The sequence below is a fragment of the Paracoccus marcusii genome (assembly GCF_006151785.1).
In the GTDB taxonomy this organism is placed as follows: domain Bacteria; phylum Pseudomonadota; class Alphaproteobacteria; order Rhodobacterales; family Rhodobacteraceae; genus Paracoccus; species Paracoccus marcusii.
The window spans coordinates 23351-47727 of the sequence record NZ_VDDD01000010.1 but is presented as its reverse complement, the minus strand read 5'-3'; the positions used below and the strand labels follow the sequence as shown (position 1 = coordinate 47727).

Sequence of the window (24377 nt, the reverse complement as noted above, 5' to 3'; positions counted from 1 at the left end):
TCAGGCCCGCGCCCAGGCCGAAGCCCGCGCCCGCGCCCAGGCCCAGGCCGAGGCGCAGGCCGCAGCGTCGCGCAACCAGCAGTACCGCCCGCCCGAGGTCGACAGCGAGCCCGAGGTCATGGCCGCCGTCCCGCAGAACGCCATCGGCAATGCCGCCGCCAGCGCGACGGTCAAGGACGGCATCCAGCTGAGCAACACCCAGATCATCGGCACGATCGGCGCGGGCCGGGCAAGCCGGGCATTGGTCCGCCTGTCCAACGGTCGCGTGCTGACGCTGCGCATCGGCGACCGCATCAACGGCGGCACCATCAGCGAGATCGGCGACAGCCGCATCACCTATCAAAAACAGGGCCGTGCCCACGCGCTTGGGGTCCTGAACGGCCAATAGATCCGGTCACCCGTCCAGACGGGTGATCGTGAAGCCCTCGTCCTGCAGCAGCGACAGGACCCCCGCCTCTCCGGGCAGGTGCAGCGCACCGAAGGCTGCGACAATTCCCTCATCCCCGGCCTCGGCGGCACCCTCCAGCAGCGGTGCGATCCACGCGCGGTTGCGATCGTCCATCAGCCGGGTCTGGGCCAGGTCCATCTGGCGATCGACCTCTTCCCTGGACAATCCGGAATTGGCATAGGCGTCGAAACGCCCGAATTCCCAGATCTTCCAGACATCCCCGTCGAAATAGGCATCCGTCAGCGTCACCGCGTAATCGTCGGCATAGCTGGCCGCCGGCAGGCTTGCGCGGATCATGTCCAGCTCCTGTTCGGGCGTCAGGCCCTCGAACAGGCCGAAGATGGTGTCCCACGGCTCCAGCGAGCGGACGGGCGTGCCCGCGTCCTGCGCCTCGGCCACCAGCAGGTGGTCCAGGCCGCCGGACTCTCCTCCCTGCTCGGCCATGGTGCGGACCATGCAGGGAGAGACGCCCAGCATCAGCGCGACATACCAGGGCCGCATCCGGGCGGTGATGACACCCGGCGTGCCGCGATCCGACATGGCCTGCGACAGCGCATCCCATTCGTCGGGCGACAGGCGTTCCGGCAGGGTGGGCCCGTCGGGATCGACCATCAGGGTCGGATCCTCGGTCAGCGCCTTGGTCAGGCGGGCCTCCTCGGCGGGGGCGGCCTCGACATAGAGCGCATGGGCCTGATCTATCAGCGGGCGGACACGCTCGATCATCGGTTGATGGCGCGCGTCGCCGAAGTGATAGGTGCCCACCAGCGTGATGCGCTGATCGTCGCGCACGGCCTGGTACAGCAGGCCCTGGCGAAAGGGGACGTCGCGGCTGGCGGCCTCGATCGCCGCGGCGCGTTCGGCGGGCATGGTGTCGAACAGGTTCTGGCCGGTGCAGGCGGCCATCGCGCCATGTCCCGACAGGGCGAACAGGGCGGCGGCAATCGTCAGTCGCATGGGTATCCTTGCTGGTCCGTCAATGGCCGCCAGACTGTCATGTTTGCCCCCCTGCCGCCAGACACCAGACCGCGATGACCCGTTGACAGGCTTGGGCGATTTGCCTATCTAGCCGTCATTGGCACTCGCACCCGGTGAGTGCCAACAAAGCAACACTGCAACCTGAATCAAGGAGTGTTCGACAATGGCATTTAAACCGCTGCATGACCGCGTGCTGGTCCGTCGCGTCCAATCGGAAGAGAAGACCAAGGGCGGCCTGATCATCCCCGACAACGCCAAGGAAAAGCCCGCCGAGGGCGAGATCATTTCCGTGGGCGAAGGCGCGCGCAAGGATTCGGGCGAACTGATCGCACCGTCGGTTTCGGCTGGCGACCGCGTCCTGTTCGGCAAATGGTCAGGCACCGAAGTCACGGTCGACGGCGAAGAGCTGCTGATCATGAAGGAAAGCGACATCCTGGGCGTGCTGAGCTGATCGGCCCCAAGACGCTTCCCTCCCCCAACATTCAGGAGATTTTCCATGGCTGCTAAAGAAGTCAAGTTCGGTACCGACGCGCGCGACCGCATGCTGCGCGGCGTCAACATCCTGGCCGATGCCGTCAAGGTGACCCTGGGCCCGAAAGGCCGCAACGTGGTCATCGACAAGTCCTTCGGTGCGCCCCGCATCACCAAGGACGGCGTGTCGGTCGCCAAGGAGATCGAACTGTCCGACAAGTTCGAGAACATGGGCGCCCAGATGGTCCGCGAAGTCGCTTCGCGCACCAACGACGAGGCCGGTGACGGCACCACCACCGCGACGGTCCTGGCTCAGGCCATCGTCAAGGAAGGCATGAAGGCGGTCGCCGCCGGCATGAACCCGATGGACCTGAAGCGCGGCATCGACCTGGCCACCTCGAAGGTCGTCGAGGCCATCAAGGCCGCCTCGCGCCCGGTGAACGACAGCGACGAAGTCGCCCAGGTCGGCACCATCTCGGCCAACGGCGAAGCCTCGATCGGTCGTCAGATCGCCGACGCGATGCAGAAGGTCGGCAACGAGGGTGTCATCACCGTCGAAGAGAACAAGGGGATGGAGACCGAGGTCGAAGTCGTCGAAGGCATGCAGTTCGACCGCGGCTACCTGTCGCCCTACTTCGTGACCAACCCCGACAAGATGGTCGCCGATCTGGAAGACGCTTACATCCTGCTGCACGAGAAGAAGCTGTCGTCGCTGCAGCCGATGGTGCCGCTGCTGGAAGCCGTCATCCAGTCGGGCAAGCCGCTGGTCATCATCTCGGAAGACGTCGAGGGCGAGGCTCTGGCCACGCTGGTCGTCAACAAGCTGCGCGGCGGCCTGAAGATCGCTGCCGTCAAGGCACCGGGCTTTGGTGATCGTCGCAAGGCGATGCTGCAGGATCTGGCGATCCTGACCGGCGGTCAGGTCATCAGCGAAGACCTGGGCATGAAGCTGGAGAATGTCGGCATCGACATGCTGGGCCGCGCCAAAAAGATCACGATCAACAAGGACACCACCACCATCGTCGATGGCGCCGGTGACAAGGCCGAGATCGAGGCACGCGTCAGCCAGATCCGTCAGCAGATCGAGGAAACCACCTCGGACTACGACAAGGAGAAGCTGCAGGAGCGCGTGGCCAAGCTGGCCGGCGGTGTTGCCGTGATCCGCGTCGGCGGCATGTCCGAAATCGAGGTCAAAGAGCGCAAGGACCGCGTCGATGACGCGCTGAACGCGACCCGTGCAGCTGTCCAGGAAGGCGTTGTCGTCGGCGGCGGCGTGGCTCTGGTGCAGGGCGGCAAGGTTCTGGAAGGCCTGACCGGCGCAAACAGCGACCAGGACGCAGGCATCGCCATCGTCCGCCGCGCGCTGGAGGCCCCGATGCGCCAGATCGCCGAAAACGCAGGCGTCGACGGCGCCGTCGTGGCCGGCAAGGTCCGCGAGTCGTCCGACAAGTCGTTTGGCTTCAACGCCCAGACCGAGGAATATGGCGACATGTTCAAGTTCGGCGTGATCGACCCCGCAAAGGTCGTCCGCACCGCGCTGGAAGACGCCTCGTCGGTGGCCGGCCTGCTGATCACGACCGAAGCCATGATCGCCGAGAAGCCCGAGCCCAAGGGCCAGGGTGGTGCCGGCGGCGGCATGCCTGACATGGGCGGCATGGGCGGGATGATGTAATCATCCCCCTGCCCCTTGGCAGAACAGGAAAGGGCGCCCCGCGGGGCGCCCTTTTCGCATCCGACAGGGCCGATGGCCCATCTACTTGACGATGCCGACGACGCCGATCGACTTACACAGCGACAGAAAGCGCGACTGCGCGACCTCGCCCATCAGGTGACGGCCAGTGGATGTCAGGCGCAGCTCCAGCGTGCCGGCCGGGGTCAGGCGCAGGCTGGCCGCATCGGACGGATCGTCGATCGCGAACATCGCGCCAAAGCGCATCGCCTTGCCCAGGATCTCGGCCGCGCGGATCTCGTCGTCATCCAGCAGCGCGAACAGCGGTGCCATCTGCGATTCCGCACGGTTGTTCTTGTAGCGGTGCAGCAGCGCCAGCCCCAGGAAGATCCGCTCGGGGTGGCTCAGCGCCGCCATGTTCGCGCGCGTGACGTTGTCGAAGCAGGCCTCGGCCCGGTAATCGGGGTGGGCGCGCCATGCGGTGTCGTGCAGCAGGCAGGCCGCCCGCATCAGGCGGTCACGTTCGGGCGTCAGGTTCGGGAACAGCGGCAGCAGGAACTGGTAAAGCTTCTTGCCGAAACCCGGCAGGCGGGCCATCTGCTTTTCGGTGAAGCGCGCCGCCTCGATCAGGGGATCGCGCTTGCGAAGCGTCGTCGACATGTGCTCATAGAGCAGCCCTTCGCGGATGCCATAGCTGGACACCGCCAGCTCCTTGGGACCGAACACCTCGATCATCTGCGACAGGACCTGCGAGGCCAGCGGCACCAGTTCGATCCGCGAGGCGGAGATGCCGACCTTGGCGCGCAACGTGCCCAGGTCGTGCTTGCCGATCCAGGCGACGGTGTCGGCGACCGCGTCGGGGGTCATGCGGTATTCGTGCAGGACGGTCATGGGATAGCCCACGCGCTCCATGTCCAGCCGCGCGATGGCGCGCCACGACCCGCCGACAAGATAGATCCGGTCGTGATCGGTGCCCAGCTTCTCGGCCAGCCCCTGCAGGATCGTGGTGATATGCGCGCGCAGCTGATCGGGGGCGACCTGCTGCAGGCGGAACGGGCCAAGCTGCGACGTCACGCGCCGCCCGACCTTGCCGTCTGCGACCTCCGCCAGCTCCATAGAGTTGCCGCCGATGTCGCAAACCAGCCCCTTGGCGTCAGGCCAGCCCAGCAGGACGCCCTGCGCAGACAGCCGGGCCTCCTCCTCTCCGTCGATCACGTGCAGCTTCAGGCCGGTCTCCTTCTCGACGCGGCGCTGGAAGGCGGGGCCGTCCTCGGCCTCGCGCACGGCGGCGGTCGCGACGCAGGTCAGCGGCGCGATGTCCATGCTGCGGGCCAGCGCCGCAAAGCGGGCCAATGCGGAAAAGCCGCGCTTGATCCCCTCGGGGTTCAGGCGACCGGTGCGGGCCATGTCCTGGCCCAGACCCGCCATGACCTTTTCGTTGTAGAAATAGGCGGGCGAACGAGCCGCCCCGTCGAACACCACCAGCCGGATCGAGTTCGATCCGACATCCACCACGCCGATCCGCTTGAGGGCCCGCTTGGGCAGCTTGCGGAACTTGCCGCCGAATGGCTCGATCGTCTGGCCGCTTGTCGTGCGTACGCCGTTCATCTTGCAGCCCCTTGTCCTTGGTCGCCCGTTAAGTGGCCCGGCGGGGCCAAACCGTCAATCCGCCGAATGGGTCAGGGCCGGCACGTCACGCGCGCCCGCCGTTCCCCGTCCCGACAGGGACGGGTTTTCCATGAAGAAGCGATGACAGTTGAACAGATCGTCACGCCCCTCGGGCAGGTAACGCAGGAAACGGCCATCCGGCTGCAACAACCAGCTTTGCGCCTCGTCGGCCATGTTGGCTGCCATGACCTGGTTGACGATCTGAGCCTTTACCGTGTCGTTCACGCATTCGACCAGCGTCTCGACCCGACGGTTCAGGTTGCGGTCCATCCAGTCGGCCGAACTGATGAAGACCCGCGCCTTGGGCGACGGCATGCCATGGCCGGACCCGAAACACACGATCCGGCTGTGTTCCAGATAACGCCCGACGATCGACTTCACACGAATATTCTCTGACAACCCCTTGATCCCGGGCCTGATTCCGCAGATGCCGCGAACGATCAGGCTGATGCGGACGCCTGCGGCGCTGGCGGCATACAGCGCCTCGATCACGTCCTTCTCGATCAGCGAGTTCATCTTGGCCCAGATCGCGCCGGGGCGGCCCTGGCGTGCATATTCGGCCTCGCGGCCGATCAGGTCGATCAGCCGCGATTTCAGGTCGATCGGAGAGATCGACAGGTTCTCCAGCCCTGCGGGCTGCACATAGCCGGACAGATAGTTGAAGACCTTGGTCGCGTCCCGGCCCAGGGCCGGGTTGCAGGTGAACAGCGACAGGTCGGTATAGATGCGCGCCGTGATCGGGTGATAGTTGCCGGTCCCGTAGTGGGTATAGGTCACCAGGCCCTCGCCCTCACGCCGTACGATGGTGCTGATCTTGGCGTGGGTCTTGTAGTTCACGAAGCCATAGACGACATGCGCGCCCGACCGTTCCAGCCGGCGCGACTGGCGGATGTTGGCGGCCTCATCGAAGCGGGCCTTGAGTTCGACCAGCGCGGTCACCGACTTGCCGGCCTCGGCCGCCTCGCACAGCGCATCGACGATGGGGCTGTCGCGGCTGGTGCGGTACAGCGTCTGCTTGATCGCCAGCACGTCCGGGTCGCGCGCCGCCTGTGCCAGATAGCGCACGACCATGTCGAAGGTCTCGTAGGGATGATGCAGCAGCATGTCCTTCTGGCGGATCGCCGCGAACATGTCGCCGTCATGGTCCTGGATCCGCTCGGGGACACGGGGGGTGAAGGCGGGCCACATCAGGTCGCGGCGGCTGTCCAGCACCAGTTCGCGCAGATCGGCCATGCCCAGCAGGCCCTCGACCTCGATCACCTCGTCGGGGCTGACCTCCAGCTCCTCCATGATCAGGCGGCGCAGGCGGTCGGGGGCGCCGGCGGTGATCTTCAGACGGATGACGCTGCCGCGACGGCGCCGCTTCAGCGCGGTTTCGAACTCGCGGACCAGGTCCTCGGCCTCCTCCTCGACCTCCAGGTCGCTGTCGCGTAGCACGCGGAAGCTGCAATGGCCCGTATCGCGATAGCCGGGAAACAGGCTGGACAGATGCATCAGCAGCAGATCCTCCAGCCGCAGGAAACGCTGCCCGCCCGGCAGGGGCACGAACCGCGGCAGCTGCGCGGGGATCGGCAGCAGGGCCTGCATCTTGCGGCCATCGGTCTCTCGCGCCAGCTCCAGCGCCAGCGAAAAGCCCGCGTTCGGGATGAACGGGAACGGGTGGGCGGGGTCGATGGCCAAGGGCGACAGGACCGGAAAGACCAGGTTCTGGAAATGGCCGTTCAGGAACTCTTCCTCGGCGCGGGTCAGGCGCTGGCGGGACAGGATGACGATGCCCGCCTGCTCCATCTCCTTGCGCAGCGTGTTCCAGACGCCCTGCTGCGCACCCATCAGGCGGCGCGCGTCGGCGTTGATCAGGGCCAGCTGTTCCGCCGGTGTCAGGCCGTCATCCGAGGGCGTGGTGCTGCCCTCGCGTACCAGTTCGCGCAGGCCGGCCACGCGGACGGTGTAGAACTCGTCCAGGTTCGTGGCGCTGATCGACACGAAGCGCAGGCGCTCCAGCAGCGGCACGCGCGGATTGCGCGCCTCGTCCAGCACGCGCCAGTTGAACGACAGCCAGGACAGCTCGCGATTGAAGAACCGCGCGGCGCCTTCGGGAACGCCCTCTTGCAGGGTCTTGGGTTCGGGGAACGGCGTGCGAAGAAAATCGGCTTGGGTCATGATCGTCCGGCGGCTGGCGTGGACGCGATCATGCGTCACCCTCGGACAGCTTGTCCAGCAGGTCGGCCGCGATCCGGCGGGTCACCGGGCCCTTCTGCGCCATGGCGGCATGGTCCATCGCCGCGACCAGCCGACGCGCCAGGCCCAGGTCGCGATCCATGTGCAGCACCAGCCAGTCGATCAGCCCCGCAGGCACGGCCAGCTGGCGATCCGCGAACAGCTTGACCAGTACCGCGGCCATCAGCGCCTCGTCCGGCGACCCAAGCCGCACCTGCGGCATCGCGTCCATGCGCGACCGCAGATCGGGCAGCACCAGTCCCCAGTCCCGCGGCGGCGTCCGTGCGGTCAGCAGCAGCAGGCAGTCGCGGGGTCCGCACAGGTTCCACAGATGGAACAGCGCCTGTTCAGCCCCCGCGGCAAAGCCCGCGTGGTCGGCATCCTCGACCACCACGGCGCCGCCGTCGGCGGCCAGCAGATCGGCGGCATCGGGGCGCAGGGCCGAGGCGCTGATGCGGCGCGCGCCGTTCTCGGCCGCCCAGAAGGCCGCCAGATGGGTCTTGCCCGACCCCTCGGGCCCGATCAGCAGCATCCGGCCCGCCGGCCAGTCCTGGGGGCGGTCCAGCGCCTTGAGCGCGGCATGGTTGGCAGGCGCGGGCAGGAAATCCGCCCGCGCATGGGCGGGTGGCGTGGTCAGGTCCAGCGTCAGCTGGCGCGAGGGCGGAAACAGGCTCAACCCGTCAGCCTTGCAGGTCGCGGCGCGCCAGGTTTTCCTGCATGGCCTCGATCTGCTGCTGGCTGCGAGCGCGGTCGGCATCCATCCGCGCGGTGCGCATCCGTGCGGCCACGGTGCCTGCGGGCACCATCTCGACCAGGATCGGCTGCGATGGTTCCGCCGGCAATGCCTGCCCGGTGAACAGCGAGCTTTCGCGATAGCGCGCGATCAGGAACCGCGCCAGCACCCCCAGCGCCGCCGCCATCGGCACCGCCATGACCAGACCGACAAAGCCGAACAGCGCGCCGAAGACCGACAGCGCCAGAAGCAGCCAGACCGGATGCAGGCCGACATGGCCGCCGACGATCTTGGGTTGCAGATAGTTGCCCTCGACGATCTGGCCCAGGGCAAAGATCGCGACGACCGCACCGATCCACAGCGGATCGCCCCAGAAGCTGAACAACGCCACGCCGATGGCCGTCGCGCCCCCGATCAGCACCCCGACATACGGGATGAAGGACAGGACCGCCGCCATGATCCCGATGAAGAAGCCGAAGGGCAGGCCCACCAGCATCAGCGCCAGCGCGTACCACGTCCCCAGGATGGCGATCACGACCCCCTGCCCGCGCAGGAACCCGGACAGCGCGTCGTCGATCTCGGCGGCAAGCTGGCGGATGGTCGCCGCATGTTCGCGCGGCAGCAGGTCGTCGATGGCCGCGACCAGGTGATCCCAGTCCAGCAGCAGATAGAACGCGACCACCGGCACGATGACCAGCAGCGCCACGGTCCCCAGGACGCCGGTGACCGATCCCAGGACGGTCGATGCCAGCCGTGCGGCCTGATCGCCCATCGTCGCCTGCAGGTCGGTCAGCGTCTGCTGCAGCCCGTCGCCCTGCGGGATCAGGTTGGGAAAGCGCGTGTCCAGGAAACCCCGCGCCTGGCTGATCATTTCCGGCGCGGTCTCGATCAGGGCGGTGGCCTGGCGCACCAGGATCGGCATGACCAGCAGAACGATGGCGACGAAGGCCAGCACGACCGCAAAGGTGATCACCACCACGGACATGGTGCGCGACAGGCCCGCGCGCTCCAGACGGTCGGCAAGCGGGTCCAGAAGATAGGCGATGCCCGCCCCCAGGATGAACGGCAGGACGGCCTGCCCCAGCAGCCACAGCGTCACCAGCAACGTCAGCGCCGCGATGCCCCACCACATGACCTGCTTGCGTACGGGGATGCGCATGGTTCGACCCTTGTCCAGAAACCTGCGGCGAATGTGCCGCCCCGTGCGTCTGGTTGCAAGCGCGATGCTTGGCAAGGCCGGACCGATCCGGTAACGCTGCGGACCGAACCGCTTTGAAGGACCCGTGCCATGCGTCTGTCGCGCTATTTCCTGCCCGTGCTGAAGGAAGACCCCAAAGAGGCGCAGATCGTCAGCCATCGGCTGATGCTGCGCGCGGGCATGATCAAGCAGCAGACGGCGGGCATCTATTCCTGGCTGCCGTTGGGCTTCAAGGTACTGCGGCGCATCGAGCAGATCGTGCACGAGGAGCAGGCTCGCGCCGGTCACATCCCGATGCTGATGCCCACGCTGCAGCCCGCCGACCTGTGGCGCGAAAGCGGCCGCTATGACGACTATGGCGAGGAGATGCTGCGCATCAAGGACCGCAACAAGCGCGACCTGCTGTACGGCCCCACGAACGAGGAGATGATCACCGACATCTTCCGCAGCCATGTCGGCAGCTACAAGGATCTGCCGCTGACGCTGTACCACATCCAGTGGAAGTTCCGCGACGAGATCCGTCCGCGCTTCGGCGTGATGCGTGGCCGCGAGTTCCTGATGAAGGACGGCTACAATTTCGACCTGACCAAGGAAGACGCGCTGCACGCCTACAACCGCCACCTGGTCAGCTATCTGCGCAGCTATGAGCGGATGGGCCTGCAGGCCATCCCGATGCGCGCCGATGGCGGCCCGATCGGCGGCGACTACACCCACGAATTCCTGGTCCTGGCCGAGACCGGGGAATCCGAGGTGTTCTATGACAGCCAGATCACCGACCTGACCTTTGGCGACCGGGACATCGATTATGACAGCGTCGAGGAATGCCAGGCCGTGCTGGAGGAGTTCACCAGCCGCTATGCCCGCACCGACGAGACGCATGACGAGGCCGTCTATGCCCAGGTCCCCGAGGAACGCCGCCGCACCGCGCGCGGCATCGAGGTCGGGCAGATCTTCTATTTTGGGACGAAGTATTCCGAACCGATGGGCGCGATGGTCCGTAACTCGGACGGTGCGCAGGTTCCCGTGCACATGGGCAGCCACGGCATCGGCGTGTCGCGCCTTCTGGGCGCGATCATCGAGGCGAACCACGACGACAAGGGCATCATCTGGCCCGAGGGCGTGACCCCCTTCCACGTCGGCATCGTGAACCTCAAGCAGGGCGACAATTCCACCGACGCCGCCTGCGACGCGATCTATGCCGAACTGCAGGCCCGCGGCCTGGACCCGCTGTACGACGACCGGGACGAACGCGCCGGGGCAAAGTTCGCCTCGATGGACCTGATCGGCCTTCCCTGGCGCATCACGGTCGGTCCGCGCGGCCTGACCAGCAACAAGGTCGAGCTGACCAGCCGCCGCACCGGCCAGACCGAGGAAGTCTCTCCGCAGGAGGCCATCGCCCGGATTGCGCAGATCTATCAGCCCGTGTTGGGCGTGACGGTCGCGGACAAGTAGGCCGCGACGGACGGTCGCCGCCGCGCTTCATCGCAAGCGCCGTGGCGACCGACCACCCGTGCATTGCCGCTCCGCGTTGGTCCGCCATCGGGGGCATTGTTGAAAGGATGACCAGTGCGGATGTCAGGTTCGAACATGGCATTTTCAGGGACGTAACCGCTGCACAAGTTAGGCGGATGCTCTGCGACAGCGGCGATGACGTCCGACGTCCCTACACCCTGTGAAACGCCGTTGGCACCATTCGGAACGGGATGACCACGACGACGGCCGACCGCCCCAAAGCCGTGTTGAAGCGAGGGGCGATCAGGCGGTCCAAAGTTGCCCCTGCGTCACACGTCAACCTGTCCAAAAACCATGCAAATACGCGCGACAACGCACTTTCTTTTTGAATGTTGCGCTTCTAACCTGACGCGCAGGACAATGTTCCAACTGGGAGACTTCCACATGAAAAAGCTTCTTCTCGCGACCGCCGCCGGGGCGCTGATGGCCGGTGCCGCGGGCGCCGAAGAAATCAAGCTGGGCATCTCGCTCGGCTTCACCGGTCCGCTGGAATCGATGGCACCCGCAATGCAGCAGGGCGCCGAGATGGCCATGAAGGAGGTCAGCGATTCCGGCCTCCTGCTGGACGGGTCGACCGTTGTGGCGGTCACGGGCGACAGCACCTGCATCGACGCCGCCGCGGCGACCGCGACGGTGGAGCGTCTGATCGCATCCGAAGGCATCAAGGGTCTGATCGGCGGCATGTGCTCGGGCGAGACCATCGCCTCGCTGGAGAACGTCGCCAAGGCGAACGGCATCGTGATGATCTCTCCGTCGGCCACCTCGCCCGCGCTGACTGACATCGAGGATGACGGCCTGTTCTTCCGCACCGCCCCGTCGGATGCCCGCCAGGGCGAGGTGATGGCCCAGATCATCGCCGACCGCGGCATCGAAACCGTCGCCGTGACCTACACGAACAACGACTATGGCAAGGGCCTGGCGGACAGCTTTGCCGCGGCCTTCACCGCCAATGGCGGCACCGTGACCGTCAACAGCGCGCATGACGACGGCAAGGCCGACTATTCGGCCGAGATCGCGGCCCTGTCGGCCGCGGGCGGCGATGCGCTGGTCGTGGTGGGCTATGTCGACCAGGGCGGCTCGGGCATCGTACGCGGTGCGCTGGACAGCGGCGCCTTCGAGACATTCGTGTTCCCGGACGGCATGGTCGGCCAGGCGCTGGAGGACAACTTCGGGTCGGAGATCGAGGGCAGCTTCGGTCAGAACCCCGCAGCCGAGGGCGAAGGCCGCGAGGCCTATCTGGCGATGGCCGAGACCGCGGGCTTTGACGGCTCGGGCGCCTTTTCGGCCGAGGCCTATGACGCGGCGGCGCTGATGCTGCTGGCGATGGCCAAGGCCAAGTCGTCGGACCCGGCGGTCTACAAGGAGCACATCATGGACGTGGCCAACGGCCCCGGCGAGGAGATTCTGCCCGGCGAATTGGCCAAGGCGCTGGAGATCATCAACGGCGGCGGCGACGTCGATTATGTCGGCGGCACCTCGGTCGAGCTGGTGGGTCCGGGCGAATCCGCCGGCACCTTCCGCGAGATCCAGTTCACCGACGGCAAGCTGGAAGTGGTCGGCTATCGCTGATCGCAGACCGGAACAGGCGGCCCGGCACCATCTTGGTGCCGGGCCGTTTTGCAAAGATAACAGCCGCTTGACGGCACATCTTCACCAGGAATGTGAAGACAGGGAAGGTGACGCATGATCCGTGTCGAGGATCTTCACAGACATTTCGGCGGCTTTCGCGCCGTGGACGGCGCCAGCCTGACGATCGAGACCGGCTCGATCACCGGGCTGATCGGGCCGAACGGCGCGGGCAAGTCGACGCTGTTCAACGTGATCGCGGGTGTGCTGCCCCCGACCTCGGGTCGCGTCTTCATGGACGGCGAGGACATCAGCGGCCTGCCGCCGCACGAGCTGTTTCACAAGGGCCTGCTGCGCACCTTCCAGCTGGCGCATGAGTTCAGCTCGATGACCGTGCGCGAGAACCTGATGATGGTCCCCGGCGCGCAATCCGGAGAGACGATCTGGAAGACCTGGTTCCAGCGCGGCCGGATCGAGCGCGAGGAGGCCGAACTGAAGCGCAAGGCGGATGAGGTTCTGGACTTCCTGACCATCCGCCACCTGACCCATGAGAAGGCCGGCAACCTGTCCGGCGGCCAGAAGAAGCTGCTGGAGCTGGGCCGCACAATGATGGTCGACGCCAAGATCGTCTTCCTGGACGAGGTCGGCGCGGGCGTGAACCGCACCCTGCTGATGACCATCGCCGACGCGATCATCCGTCTGAACAAGGAACGCGGCTATACCTTCTGCGTGATCGAGCATGACATGGATTTCATCGGCAAGCTGTGCGACCCGGTGATCGTGATGGCCGAGGGCAAGGTTCTTGCCAAGGGCAGCGCCCAAGACATCATGAAGAACGAGGCGGTGATCGAGGCCTATCTGGGCACCGGCCTGAAGAACAAGGACATGGTGGGCGCATGAGCGACGCAGGCTTTGGCAATCGCGGCAACCGCGACGCCTCGGTGGTGAACATCAAGGGGATGGGCCAGATCGACGGCACACGGCGGTCCGGACCGGTGGGCGCCGGTCGCGCGGGCGATCCCTTCCTGATCGGCGAGGCGATGACCGGCGGGTACGGCAAAGGCGCCGACATCCTGCACGACTGCACCATCGCCGTCGAACAGGGCCAGATCGCGGTGATCGTCGGCCCCAACGGCGCGGGCAAATCCACGGCCATGAAGGCCATATTCGGCATGTTGAACCTGCGCCAGGGATCGGTGCGGTTGAACGGTCAGGACATCACCGCGCTGAACCCCCAGGACCGGGTCAAGGCGGGCATGGGGTTCGTCCCGCAGGTCAACAACATCTTCCCGTCCATGACGGTCGAGGAGAACCTGGAGATGGGCGCCTATATCCGCCGCGACGATATCCGCGCGACGATGGAGCAGGTCTATGACCTGTTCCCCGCCGTCGCCGCCAAGCGCCGCCAAGCCGCGGGAGAGCTGTCGGGCGGGCAACGCCAGCAGGTCGCCGTCGGTCGCGCGCTGATGACCCGACCCAAGGTGCTGATGCTGGACGAACCCACCGCGGGCGTCAGCCCCATTGTCATGGACGAGCTGTTCGACCGCATCATCGCCATCGCGCGGGGCGGGCTGCCCGTGCTGATGGTCGAACAGAACGCACGCCAGGCGATGATGATCGCCGACAAGGCCTATGTGCTGGTGCAGGGCGCGAACGCCCATACCGGCACCGGGGCCGACCTGATGCAGAACGACGAGGTGCGTCGCACCTTCCTGGGGGGCTGAGCCGTGGATATCCTGAACGCCCTCGTGGTCTTTCTGAACTTCGTCTTCATCCCGGCCGCCGCATATGGCGCGCAGCTGGCGCTCGGCGCCTTGGGCGTCACGCTGATCTATGGCATCCTGCGGTTTTCGAACTTCGCGCATGGCGACACCATGGCCTTTGGCACTGGCATCGTGATCCTGCTGACCTGGGGGCTGCAATCCCTGGGCATCAGCGCGGGCCCGCTTCCCACGGCGCTGATCGCCCTTCCTCTTGGCATCGCGCTGACGGCGCTGCTGGTGCTGGGCACCGACCGCGCAGTCTATAAATTCTATCGCCGGCAGAAGGCCGCGCCGATCATCCTGGTGATGGCATCGGTCGGCGTGATGTTCGTGATGAACGGCCTGACCCGCATCCTGATCGGCGTGGACGAGATCCGCTTTGACGACGGCGCGCGCTTCCTGATCGCGGTCCGCGATTTCCGCGAGATGACCGGGCTGGAGGAAGGCCTGGCGCTGCGCTCGACCCAGGCACTGACCGTGGGGGTGGCGCTGATCGTGATGATCGCGCTGTTCTGGTTCCTGAACCGCACGAAGTCGGGCAAGGCCATGCGCGCCTATTCCGACAACGAGGATCTGGCCCTGCTGTCGGGCATTGACCCGGAACGCGTCGTGCGCCTGACCTGGATCATCGCGGCCGCGCTGGCGACCATCGCGGGCACGCTTTACGGGTTGGACAAGTCATTCAAGGCCTTCAACTATTTTCAGATCCTGCTGCCGATCTTTGCCGCGGCGATTGTCGGGGGCCTGGGCAATCCGCTTGGCGCCATCGCGGGCGGGTTCCTGGTCGCGTTCTCCGAGGTGGCGGTGACCTATCCGTGGGTCAAGGTCGTGGGCTATCTGGCGCCTTGGTACGAACCCGGCGGGCTGATGCAGCTTCTGGGCACGGAATACAAATTCGCGGTCAGCTTCGTGATCCTGATCGTCGTCCTGCTGTTCAGGCCCACCGGCCTGTTCCGCGGCAAATCGGTCTGAGGGGGAGAGATCATGGCAACCAACCGTCAAGCCGCGACATCCGCCAGCCCCTGGCGCGCGCCGATCCTGTTCGGGGTGCTGGCCATCCTGTTCGTGCTGGAGGGCACGGTCCGGAACAGCATGTTCTCGGGCAGCTGGAACACGTCGCTGGCGATTCTGAACATGGGGCTGCTGTCCGCGATCACCGCCCTGGGCGTCAACATGCAGTGGGGCTATGCGGGCCTGTTCAACGTGGGCGTGGTGGGCTTTCTGGCGATGGGCGCGCTGGCCCCCGTCCTGGTGTCGCTGCCCCCGGTCGAAGGAGCATGGGCCGCGGGTGGCACGCGGCTGATGCTGGCGCTGGCCGTGGGCGTAGGGACGCTGGCCATGGCCAAGCTGGCCTGGACGCGCACCCGCAGCGGCATCCTGACCGCGGTCGTGCTGATCGGCGGCTTTGTCGCCTATCGCTGGCTGTTCGATCCCGCGGTCATCGCGATCGAGGCGAACAACCCGGCCCGCAACGGCAATATCGGCGGCCTTGGCCTGCCGGTGCTGCTGTCCTGGGTGGTGGGCGGCCTGTTCGCGGCCGCCGCGGCCTGGGCCATCGGCAAGGTCGCCCTGGGCCTGCGGTCCGATTACCTAGCCATCGCCACGCTTGGCATCGGCGAGATCATCGTGGCCGTGATGAAGAACGAGGACTGGCTGGCCCGCGGGGTCAAGAACATCACCTCGATCCCGCGCCCCGTCGCGCAGGAGGTGGCCCTGCAGCGCAACCCTGATTTCATCGACTTTGCCGCCAGCTGGAGCTTCCCCGTGGCCGAGGCGTCGGGCATCTGGGTCAAGCTGTCCTACATGTCGCTATTCCTGGTCGTGCTGCTGGTCATCATCCTGTTGGCGGAACTGGCGCTGAAATCACCTTGGGGCCGCATGATGCGCGCGATCCGCGACAACGAGACCGCAGCCGAGGCGATGGGCAAGGACGTGACCCGCCGCCACCTGCAGGTGTTCATCCTGGGGTCGGCGGTCATCGGGGTCGCGGGCGCGATGATGGTCACTCTGGACGGACTCCTGGCGCCGACCAGCTACAACCCGCTGCGCTATACCTTCCTGATCTGGGTCATGGTGATCGTCGGCGGGTCTGGCAACAACTGGGGTGCGGTGCTGGGGGCCGTCACCATCTGGTTCCTGTGGATCAAGGCCGAGGTCTGGGGCCCTGCCCTGATCGCCATGCTGACCGGGCCGATGGCCGACGGGCCGGTCAAGGCGCACCTGCTGGACAGCGCGCCGCACATGCGCTTCATCGCGATGGGGGCGGTGCTGCTGCTGGTGCTGCGTTTTGCGCCACGGGGCCTGCTGCCCGAAAAATAAGGGCGACATGGAAAAGGGGCGCGGATCACACCGCGCCCCTTGTTCGTTCAGCGGCAGTTGTTGCCCAGGACCGTGCTGTGCCACAGCCGCCCGTCCGCGCCGCGCACGACTCCGCTGCCGATTTGATAGCTGAGCTGTCCCAGGACCTGTTCCCGCTGCGGGCCGGGGACAAGCCACGCGTTGACCGTTCCTTCGGGCGTGCCGCCGGCGCCGACCAGCTGGACCACGCCGCAGGTCGGATAGCCCACGGACCGCGCGCGGTCGACGACGTTCGACCCGTTCGACCCGGCCACGTCAGCGCGGCCCATTCGCGCCATGTCGCAGGCATGGGCCAGCGCGATGCGGTCCAGTTCCGCACTGCTGGCCAGTGCGTTCTTGCCCTCGGCCGCGCGGGCGGCGTTGACGGCGGCGGACAGGCGCAGCCCCGCGTCGACCTCTCCGCGGCATTCTGTGGCCAGCGCCTGATCGGCGGGGGCCTGCGGGGCCGTCAGGCCGGGAATCGGCATCTGGCAGGCAGACAGGGCCAGAACGCAGGTGGCGGCAAGGGACAAGCGCTTCATCGGGACATACCTTTTGCACGGATCGGGGTGATTGACCCCGAACGCGCGCGGGTTTCGTCGGTTCCCGCCCGCCCCGGCGCCGAAATGCTTGCAAGGTGCTGAAACCGCGCTTAAAGCGCACCCATGACCCAGCACCAGCGCCTTCTGATCATCGACTTCGGCAGCCAGGTGACGCAGCTGATCGCGCGTCGCCTGCGTGAACTGAACGTCTATTGCGAAATCCACCCGTTCAACACGGTGACCGACGACACGCTGCGCCAGATGGCGCCGCAGGCGATCATCCTGTCGGGCGGCCCCGCCAGCGTCACGACCGACGGCAGCCCGCGCGCGCCCCAGGCCGTGTTCGACATGGGCGTGCCCGTCTTTGGCATCTGCTATGGCCAGCAGGTCATGATGGAGCAGCTGGGCGGCCGGGTCGAGGCCGGGCACCACGCCGAATACGGCCGCGCCTTCATCGCGCCCGCGCCGGGCCACAAGTCCGACGGCATCTTTGCCGGCCTGTTCGACACGGGCCGCGAAGAGGTCTGGATGAGCCATGGCGACCGCGTCACCAGCCTTGCGCCGGGCTTCGAGGTCATCGGCACCTCGCCCAACGCGCCCATGGCGATGATCGCGGACGAGGGGCGCCATTTCTATGCCGTCCAGTTCCACCCCGAGGTGCATCACACGCCGAACGGCCGCACCATGCTGGAGAACTTCGTCCGGCTGGCGGGCTTTACCGGCGACTGGACCATGGCCAGCTACAAGGACGAGGCGATCCGCAAGATCCGCGAGACCGTGGGCGACCGCAAGGTCATCTGCGGCCTGTCGGGCGGCGTGGATTCGTCGGTGGCGGCGGTCCTGATCCACGAGGCGATCGGCGACCAGCTGACCTGCGTCTTCGTCGATCACGGGTTGCTGCGGCTGAACGAGGGCGAGGACGTCGTCAAGATGTTCCGCGACAACTACAACATCCCGCTGATCCATGCGAACGAGGCCGACCTGTTCCTGGGATCGCTGGAAGGCGTCAGCGACCCAGAGGTCAAGCGCAAGACCATCGGTCGGCTGTTCATCAACGTGTTCCAGAAATACGCCAGCCAGATCGAGGGCGCCGATTTCCTGGCGCAGGGGACGCTGTACCCGGACGTGATCGAGAGCGTCAGCTTCAGCGGCGGCCCGTCGGTCACGATCAAGTCGCACCACAACGTCGGCGGCCTGCCCGAGAAGATGGGCCTGAAGCTGGTGGAACCCCTGCGCGAACTGTTCAAGGACGAAGTCCGCGAGCTGGGCCGCGAACTGGGCCTGCCCGAGAGCTTCATCGGCCGCCACCCCTTCCCCGGCCCTGGCCTTGCAATTCGGTGCCCCGGAGAGATCACCCGCGAAAAGCTGGAGATCCTGCGCAAGGCCGACGCGGTCTTCATCGACCAGATCCGCAAGCACGGTCTGTACGACGAGATCTGGCAGGCCTTCGTGGCGATCCTGCCCGTGCGCACGGTGGGCGTCATGGGCGACGGGCGGACCTATGATTTCGCCTGCGCGCTGCGGGCCGTGACGTCGGTCGACGGGATGACGGCGGACTATTATCCCTTCACCCACGATTTCCTGGGCGAGACCGCGACGCGGATCATCAACGAGGTCAAGGGCATCAACCGTTGCACCTATGACATCACGTCCAAGCCGCCGGGCACGATCGAGTGGGAATGACGCGGCACCGCGTCGCATGACATGTCGGGAACGCGCAGGGCAACCTGCGCGTCCTTGTCATTCTGGGGGTGTGGAATGCGTCTGATCCTGGTGCTGGGCGACCAGCTGTCGCCTGACCTGTCAGCGCTGCGCGAGGCACGCCCCGACGATCTGATCGTCATGGCCGAGGTGATGTCCGAGGCCAGCTATGTCCCCCACCACCCGCAGAAGATCGCCTTCCTGTTCGCCGCGATGCGCAAGTTCGCGGACCGTCTGCGCGAGGCAGGCCACCGTGTCGCCTACGCGACGCTGGACGATCCCCACAACACCCAGTCCATTCCCGGAGAGCTGCTGCGCCATGCCGCGGCACATGGCGCCGAGCGCGTGATCGCCACGCGGTCCGGGGAATGGCGCCTGATCGCCGCGCTGGACGACCTGCCCGTGCCCGTCACGCAACTGCCCGACGACCGCTTCATCTGCAGCCAGCCCGAATTCGAAGCCTGGGCCGACGGCCGCAAGGAATTGCGGATGGAGTGGTTCTATCGCGAGATGCGTCGCAAGACCGGGTTGCTGATGGAGGGTGACCAGCCGATGGGCGGCAAGTGGAACTTCGACCACGACAACCGCAAGCCCGCCCAGGCCGACCTGCTGCGCATCCTCCCGCCCCGGTTCGCACCGGACACGGTGACCGTCCAGGTTCTAGATCTGGTCGAGGCGCGGTTTCCCGACAATTTCGGCCGTCTGCGGCCCTTTGGCTATGCCACCGACCGGGCCGGCGCGCTGCAGGTACTGGCGCATTTCATCGAGCATTCGCTGGACGAGTTCGGCCCCTATCAGGACGCGATGTTGCAGGACGATCCGTTCCTGCATCATTCGATCCTGTCGCCCTATATCAACGCGGGCCTACTGTCCCCGATGGAGGTAAGCCGGGCCGCCGCCGACGCCCATGCCGCGGGCAAGGTCCGCCTGAATTCGGCCGAAGGCTTCATCCGCCAGATCATCGGCTGGCGCGAATACATGCGCGGCATCTATTTTCTGGAAGGGCCGGACTATACCGCGCGCAACGTGCTGGGGCATGACCGCGACCTGCCACCGGTCTATTGGGGTGCGCCCACGCGGATGAACTGCATGGCGCAGGCGGTGGGACAGACGCGCGATCACGCCTATGCGCATCATATCCAGCGGCTGATGGTGACGGGCAACTTCGCCCTGCTGGCGGGGATCGATCCGGCGCAGGTCCATGAATGGTATCTGGCCGTCTATGTCGATGCCTATGAATGGGTCGAGGCACCCAACGTTATCGGGATGAGCCAGTTCGCGGATGGCGGCGTGGTCGGGTCGAAGCCCTATGTCAGTTCTGGCAACTACATCGCCAAAATGTCGGATTATTGCGGCGGATGCGCCTACAAGGTGACGCAGAAGACCGGGCACGGCGCATGCCCGTTCAACGTGCTCTATTGGGATTTCATGGTGCGTCATCGCGACCGGTTCCAGTCGAACCCCCGCATCGGGCGCGCTTATGCGACCTGGGACCGGATGGACGCCGACAAGCGCCGCCAGATCCGCAGCGACGCGGCCGCCTTCCTGGACCGCCTGGATGCGGGCGATCCGGTCTGAGCCGCTTGACGCGGAGCTGCCGTGCCGCCACGCTGCCCGCCGATCAGCGAAAGGACCTGCCGATGGATTGCGCCTGCGGCCATGCCCATACCCCCGCCCTGGACCCTTCGGGCACGCCGGTGCCCCTGTCGCCTGCCCCCGTCGCCCTGCACGGACGCCTGATCTGTCACGACACGGCACAAATGCTGACCGCGCTGGACCTGCTGCAGGATCATGCCGATGCCAGCCGCGCCGAGCCGGGATGCCTGCGCTTTGACATCGCGCAATCCGACGACCCGATGGTCTGGACTCTGTCAGAGGTCTTTGCTGATGAGGACGCGTTCGCGGCGCATCAGGCCCGCACGGCATCCAGCCCCTGGGGCCTGCGCAGCCGCGACATGGGCCGCGATTTCCATCGCCACGCCGCGCAGGTCATGATCCGGCCCGAGGTCCCGTCGGATCACGCAGCCCTGGACACCCTGCTGGTACGCGCATTCGATGGCCCGGCCGAGGCCCGCCTGCTGCGCGCGCTGCGGGCCGATGGCGATCTGTCCCACGCGCTGGTGGCCCATGTCGAAGGCGTGCCGGTCGGCCTTGTCGCCCTGTCATCCCTGCAGGCGGCGGAACCGGCATTCGCCTTGGCACCGCTGGCCGTCCATCCGGCCATGCAGCGGCGCGGCATCGGTCGGGCGCTGATCGATGCCGCACTGCGCGCCGCGACGGGGCCGGTCGTTGTCCTGGGCGATCCCGTCATCTATGCCGGATCGGGTTTCGTCCCCGCGGATCTGGCATCCCCCTATGCGGGGCCTGGCCTGCAGATCCACGGCAGTCTGCCCCGGGGCAGCGCCGTCGTCCATGCCGGGGCCTTTACGGCCCTGTGACGGCGCGCCCCTTGCGGCGCTGCCCGGCAGGGTCCACATCTGACGCCGAAGCATTTTGAAAGGACCCACCATGGCAGGCAACACCGTCTTCGATGCAACCGATCCGGCGCGCGCCAAGGGCGATTTCGGCACCCTGCCCGAATGGGATCTCAGCGACCTCTATACCGCCCCCGACAGCCCCGAACTGACCGCGGACATCGCGCGCATCGAGACGCACGCGCAGGCCTTTGCCGCCGAATACCAGGGCAAGCTGGCCGACCTGGCGCCCGCGCAGATGCTGCAGGCGGTCGAGGCGTTCGAGCAAATCAATATCCTGGCCGGGCGCGTCATGTCCTATATCGGGCTGCGCTATTACCAGAACACCACCGACCCGGTCCGTGCCAAGCAGATGGGCGACCTGCAGGCGCGCATCACCGATCTGACGACGCCGATCATCTTCTTCTCGCTGGAGTTCAACCGCATCCCCGATGCGACCTACGAATCCATGTTCACCGCCGCCGACGGCCCTGCCCGCTACAAGCCGGTCTTCGACCGGATGCGCGCGATGCGGCCCCACCAACTGTCGGACGAGCTGGAGCAGTTCCTGCACGACACTTCGGTCGTCGGCGCCGCCGCATGGAACCGCCTGTTCGACGAGACGACCGCCGCCCTGACCTTCGACGTAGACGGAGAGACCCTGGGCCTGGAGGCCACGCTGAACCTGCTGACCGACCACGACCGGGCACGCCGCGAGGCCGCCGCCCATGCGCTGGCCAAGGTCTTCACCGCGAATGTCGGGCTGTTCACGCGCATCCACAACACGCTGGCCAAGGAAATGGCGATCGAGGACAAGTGGCGCAAGATGCCCACGCCGCAATACGGCCGTCACCTGTCGAACCATGTCGAACCCGAGGTGGTCGAGGCGCTGCGCAATGCCGTCACCGCCGCCTATCCCCGCCTGTCGCACCGCTATTACGCGCTGAAGGCGAAATGGCTGGGGCTGGACAAGCTGCAGGTCTGGGACCGGAACGCGCCGCTGCCGACCGACGCGCCCCGCGTGATCGACTGGCCCGAGGCGCGGTCGACGGTCCTGGACGCCTATGCCGGCTTTTCGCCGGAACTGGCCGAACTGGCCGAGCCGTTCTTCGACAGGGGCTGGATCGACGCGGGCGTCAAGCCGGGCAAGGCGCCGGGCGCGTTCGCGCACCCGACCGTCTCGACCGCGCATCCCTATATCCTGCTGAACTATCTGGGCAAACCGCGCGACGTGATGACCTTGGCGCACGAACTGGGCCACGGCGTCCACCAACGTCTGGCCGCCCGTCAGGGGGAGCTGCTGTCCTCGACGCCGCTGACCCTGGCGGAAACCGCGTCCGTCTTCGGAGAGATGCTTACCTTCCGCGCGCTGCTGGCCAAGACCATCGACCCCGCGCAGAAGAAGGCCCTGCTGGCGGGCAAGGTCGAGGACATGATCAACACGGTCGTCCGTCAGATCGCGTTCTATGATTTCGAATGCCGCCTGCACGCCGCCCGCGCCGAGGGAGAGCTGACCCCCGACGACATCAACGCGCTGTGGATGGCCGTCCAGCATGAAAGCCTGGGCCCGGTCTTCGAATACATGCCGGGATACGAGACGTTCTGGACCTATGTCCCGCATTTCGTGCATTCGCCCTTCTATGTCTATGCCTATGCCTTCGGCGACGGGCTGGTGAACGCGCTCTATGCCGCCTACGAGGACGGCCTGCCGGACTTTCAGGACAAGTATTTCGACCTGCTGAAGGCCGGCGGCTCCAAGCATCACCGCGAATTGCTGGCACCGTTCGGCCTGGATGCGTCCGACCCGGCCTTCTGGGACAAGGGCCTGTCCATGATCGAGAGCCTGATCGACCAGCTGGAGGCGCTGGAGGCGTGATCCCGTCTGGCGTCCCCGGTCCGTCGCGCTAGACTGTGCGCGACGGATCGGAGGAGCCATGTGGAAACGGGTGCTGCTGGGGACGGGTGCGGTCCTGGCAATGGGCGTGGCGGGGTTTCTAACCTTCGCCCCGGCCTATGTCGAACGCGGGATGAACCCCGTCACCATGCCGGCAGAAGGCTGGCCGGTCACGGCAGAGGCGCAGGCCCTGCATGACCGGCTGGTGATCGGCGACTGGCATTCCGATGCGTTGTTGTGGGACCGCGACCTGCTGGACCGCGCGGAGCGGGGTCATACCGACGTTCCGCGCCTGCTGGACGGGAACATGGCGGTGCAGGTCTTCACCACCGTTACGAGAAGCCCCCGCGGCCAGAACTATGATTACAACGCCACCGATACCGGCGACAACATCACGCCCCTGTTCATCGGACAGCTGCGCCCGCCGCGCAGCTGGTTCTCGTTGCGCGAACGGGCGCTGGTGCAGGCGCAGGCGTTGCAGGACGCCGCGGATCGCGCACCTGACCGGCTGCGGGTGATCCGCAGCCGCGCCGATCTGGCCGACCATCTGGCGCGGCGGCAGGCAGGCGCGCAGGTGCTGGGCGCGGTGCTGGGATCGGAAGGCGGTCACCCTCTGGAGGGCGATCCGGCCAATCTGAACGTGCTCTATGACGCGGGCTTTCGGTTGATGGGGCTGACGCATTTCTTCGACAACGAGCTGGGCGGCAGTCTGCACGGAGAGGGCGGCACCGGCGCGGGCCTGTCCGATTTCGGGCGTCAGGTGGCGGACGCGATGCTCGCGCGCGGCATGATCATCGACGTGACCCATGCCAGCCCGCAGATGGTGCGCGACGTGCTGGCCATTCCGGGCGCGCGGCCGGTCCTGTCCCATACCGGCATCACCCGCCATTGCCCCAGCCCCCGCAACCTGCCCGACGATCTGGTCGCGGACATCGCGCAGGCGGGCGGGATCATCGGCGTCGGGTTCTGGTCGGACGTGGTCTGCGGATCGACGCCCACCGACGTGGCCCAGGCCATCGCAGCCGCGATCGAGGTCGCCGGAGACGACCACGTCTCGCTCGGCTCGGACTGGGACGGGTCGGTCGACACGCCGTTCGACGCCGCCCATCTTTCTGCACTGACCCAGGCCCTGCTTGACCAAGGCCTGTCAGAGGTGCAGATCGCCAAGGTCATGGGGGGCAACATGATGGCCTATCTGGCCGAAACCCTGCCCGAGAACTGAGAGGAACC

At 66.5% G+C, this 24377-nt stretch carries 19 protein-coding genes and 1 pseudogene; 14 read left to right on the top strand and 6 right to left on the bottom strand.

From position 1 onward, the window contains the following. A pseudogene (locus FHD68_RS18875) lies at positions 1-388 on the top strand (pilus assembly protein PilP); the annotation flags it as partial. A 6-nt stretch (positions 389-394) separates the two neighbouring features. Here the strand turns inward: FHD68_RS18875 and FHD68_RS03190 are convergent. After that, positions 395-1402, bottom strand: coding sequence for a TraB/GumN family protein (locus tag FHD68_RS03190; RefSeq protein WP_045981204.1), 1008 nt, complete (start codon positions 1400-1402; stop codon positions 395-397). Positions 1403-1586: 184 nt separating this feature from the next. Between FHD68_RS03190 and FHD68_RS03185 the strand changes: the two genes are divergently transcribed. Both FHD68_RS03185 and groL read left to right on the top strand, forming a co-directional pair. Further along, positions 1587-1874, top strand: a complete 288-nt coding sequence (locus tag FHD68_RS03185) for a co-chaperone GroES (protein WP_045981205.1) — start codon at positions 1587-1589, stop codon at positions 1872-1874. Between the two features lie 45 nt (positions 1875-1919). Then, positions 1920-3566 (top strand): chaperonin GroEL, encoded by a 1647-nt coding sequence (groL, locus tag FHD68_RS03180; protein ID WP_045981206.1) that lies wholly within the window; start codon positions 1920-1922, stop codon positions 3564-3566. An 81-nt stretch (positions 3567-3647) separates the two neighbouring features. Here groL and FHD68_RS03175 read toward each other — a convergent pair whose 3' ends face one another. The 4 genes from FHD68_RS03175 to FHD68_RS03160 are packed head-to-tail and all read right to left on the bottom strand — an operon-like array spanning position 3648 to position 9340. Next, the gene (locus FHD68_RS03175) at positions 3648-5171 is read right to left on the bottom strand and encodes a Ppx/GppA family phosphatase (protein ID WP_127898616.1); all 1524 of its coding nucleotides are present in this window, start codon (positions 5169-5171) and stop codon (positions 3648-3650) included. A gap of 54 nt (positions 5172-5225) precedes the next feature. Beyond that, positions 5226-7391: an RNA degradosome polyphosphate kinase gene (locus FHD68_RS03170; protein ID WP_127898617.1), complete on the bottom strand. Its 2166-nt coding sequence runs from the start codon at positions 7389-7391 to the stop codon at positions 5226-5228. 28 nt (positions 7392-7419) lie between these two features. After that, a complete protein-coding gene (locus FHD68_RS03165; protein ID WP_331497796.1) occupies positions 7420-8124 on the bottom strand; it encodes a P-loop NTPase family protein in 705 nt (234 codons plus the stop codon). A gap of 4 nt (positions 8125-8128) precedes the next feature. After that, on the bottom strand, positions 8129-9340 hold the full coding sequence (locus tag FHD68_RS03160) for an AI-2E family transporter (RefSeq protein WP_064503533.1): 1212 nt from the start codon (positions 9338-9340) through the stop codon (positions 8129-8131). 129 nt (positions 9341-9469) lie between these two features. Here FHD68_RS03160 and proS point away from each other — a divergent pair, with 129 nt between their 5' ends. From proS to FHD68_RS03130, 6 genes are all read left to right on the top strand, one after another. Beyond that, a complete protein-coding gene (gene proS / locus FHD68_RS03155; RefSeq protein WP_127898619.1) occupies positions 9470-10831 on the top strand; it encodes a proline--tRNA ligase in 1362 nt (453 codons plus the stop codon). 444 nt (positions 10832-11275) lie between these two features. Then, positions 11276-12460: an ABC transporter substrate-binding protein gene (locus FHD68_RS03150; RefSeq protein ID WP_127898620.1), complete on the top strand. Its 1185-nt coding sequence runs from the start codon at positions 11276-11278 to the stop codon at positions 12458-12460. A gap of 114 nt (positions 12461-12574) precedes the next feature. Beyond that, complete coding sequence (locus FHD68_RS03145) at positions 12575-13357, top strand: ABC transporter ATP-binding protein (protein ID WP_045981209.1); 783 nt, start codon at positions 12575-12577, stop codon at positions 13355-13357. After that, the gene (locus FHD68_RS03140; protein ID WP_084693643.1) at positions 13354-14181 is read left to right on the top strand and encodes an ABC transporter ATP-binding protein; all 828 of its coding nucleotides are present in this window, start codon (positions 13354-13356) and stop codon (positions 14179-14181) included. The genes FHD68_RS03145 and FHD68_RS03140 overlap by 4 nt, the downstream gene beginning before the upstream one ends. Positions 14182-14184: 3 nt before the next feature. Continuing rightward, positions 14185-15192, top strand: a complete 1008-nt coding sequence (locus FHD68_RS03135; protein WP_045981210.1) for a branched-chain amino acid ABC transporter permease — start codon at positions 14185-14187, stop codon at positions 15190-15192. A gap of 12 nt (positions 15193-15204) precedes the next feature. Then, positions 15205-16539 carry a branched-chain amino acid ABC transporter permease gene (locus tag FHD68_RS03130; RefSeq protein WP_139085151.1) on the top strand — a complete coding sequence of 445 codons (1335 nt, stop codon included), beginning with the start codon at positions 15205-15207 and terminating at the stop codon, positions 16537-16539. A 47-nt stretch (positions 16540-16586) separates the two neighbouring features. Here FHD68_RS03130 and FHD68_RS03125 read toward each other — a convergent pair whose 3' ends face one another. Beyond that, positions 16587-17099, bottom strand: a complete 513-nt coding sequence (locus FHD68_RS03125; protein ID WP_052714591.1) for a CAP domain-containing protein — start codon at positions 17097-17099, stop codon at positions 16587-16589. Positions 17100-17222: 123 nt separating this feature from the next. Here FHD68_RS03125 and guaA point away from each other — a divergent pair, with 123 nt between their 5' ends. The 5 genes from guaA to FHD68_RS03100 all read left to right on the top strand — a co-directional run bounded on the left by guaA (position 17223) and on the right by FHD68_RS03100 (position 24369). Beyond that, positions 17223-18782 carry a glutamine-hydrolyzing GMP synthase gene (guaA, locus tag FHD68_RS03120; RefSeq protein WP_127898623.1) on the top strand — a complete coding sequence of 520 codons (1560 nt, stop codon included), beginning with the start codon at positions 17223-17225 and terminating at the stop codon, positions 18780-18782. Between the two features lie 75 nt (positions 18783-18857). Continuing rightward, positions 18858-20378, top strand: coding sequence for a cryptochrome/photolyase family protein (locus FHD68_RS03115; protein WP_127898624.1), 1521 nt, complete (start codon positions 18858-18860; stop codon positions 20376-20378). Positions 20379-20440: 62 nt separating this feature from the next. Beyond that, on the top strand, positions 20441-21238 hold the full coding sequence (locus FHD68_RS03110; RefSeq protein ID WP_127898625.1) for a GNAT family N-acetyltransferase: 798 nt from the start codon (positions 20441-20443) through the stop codon (positions 21236-21238). Positions 21239-21308: 70 nt separating this feature from the next. After that, on the top strand, positions 21309-23129 hold the full coding sequence (locus FHD68_RS03105; RefSeq protein ID WP_127898626.1) for a M3 family oligoendopeptidase: 1821 nt from the start codon (positions 21309-21311) through the stop codon (positions 23127-23129). Between the two features lie 58 nt (positions 23130-23187). After that, positions 23188-24369, top strand: coding sequence for a dipeptidase (locus FHD68_RS03100; RefSeq protein WP_139085148.1), 1182 nt, complete (start codon positions 23188-23190; stop codon positions 24367-24369). Positions 24370-24377 lie beyond the last annotated feature (8 nt).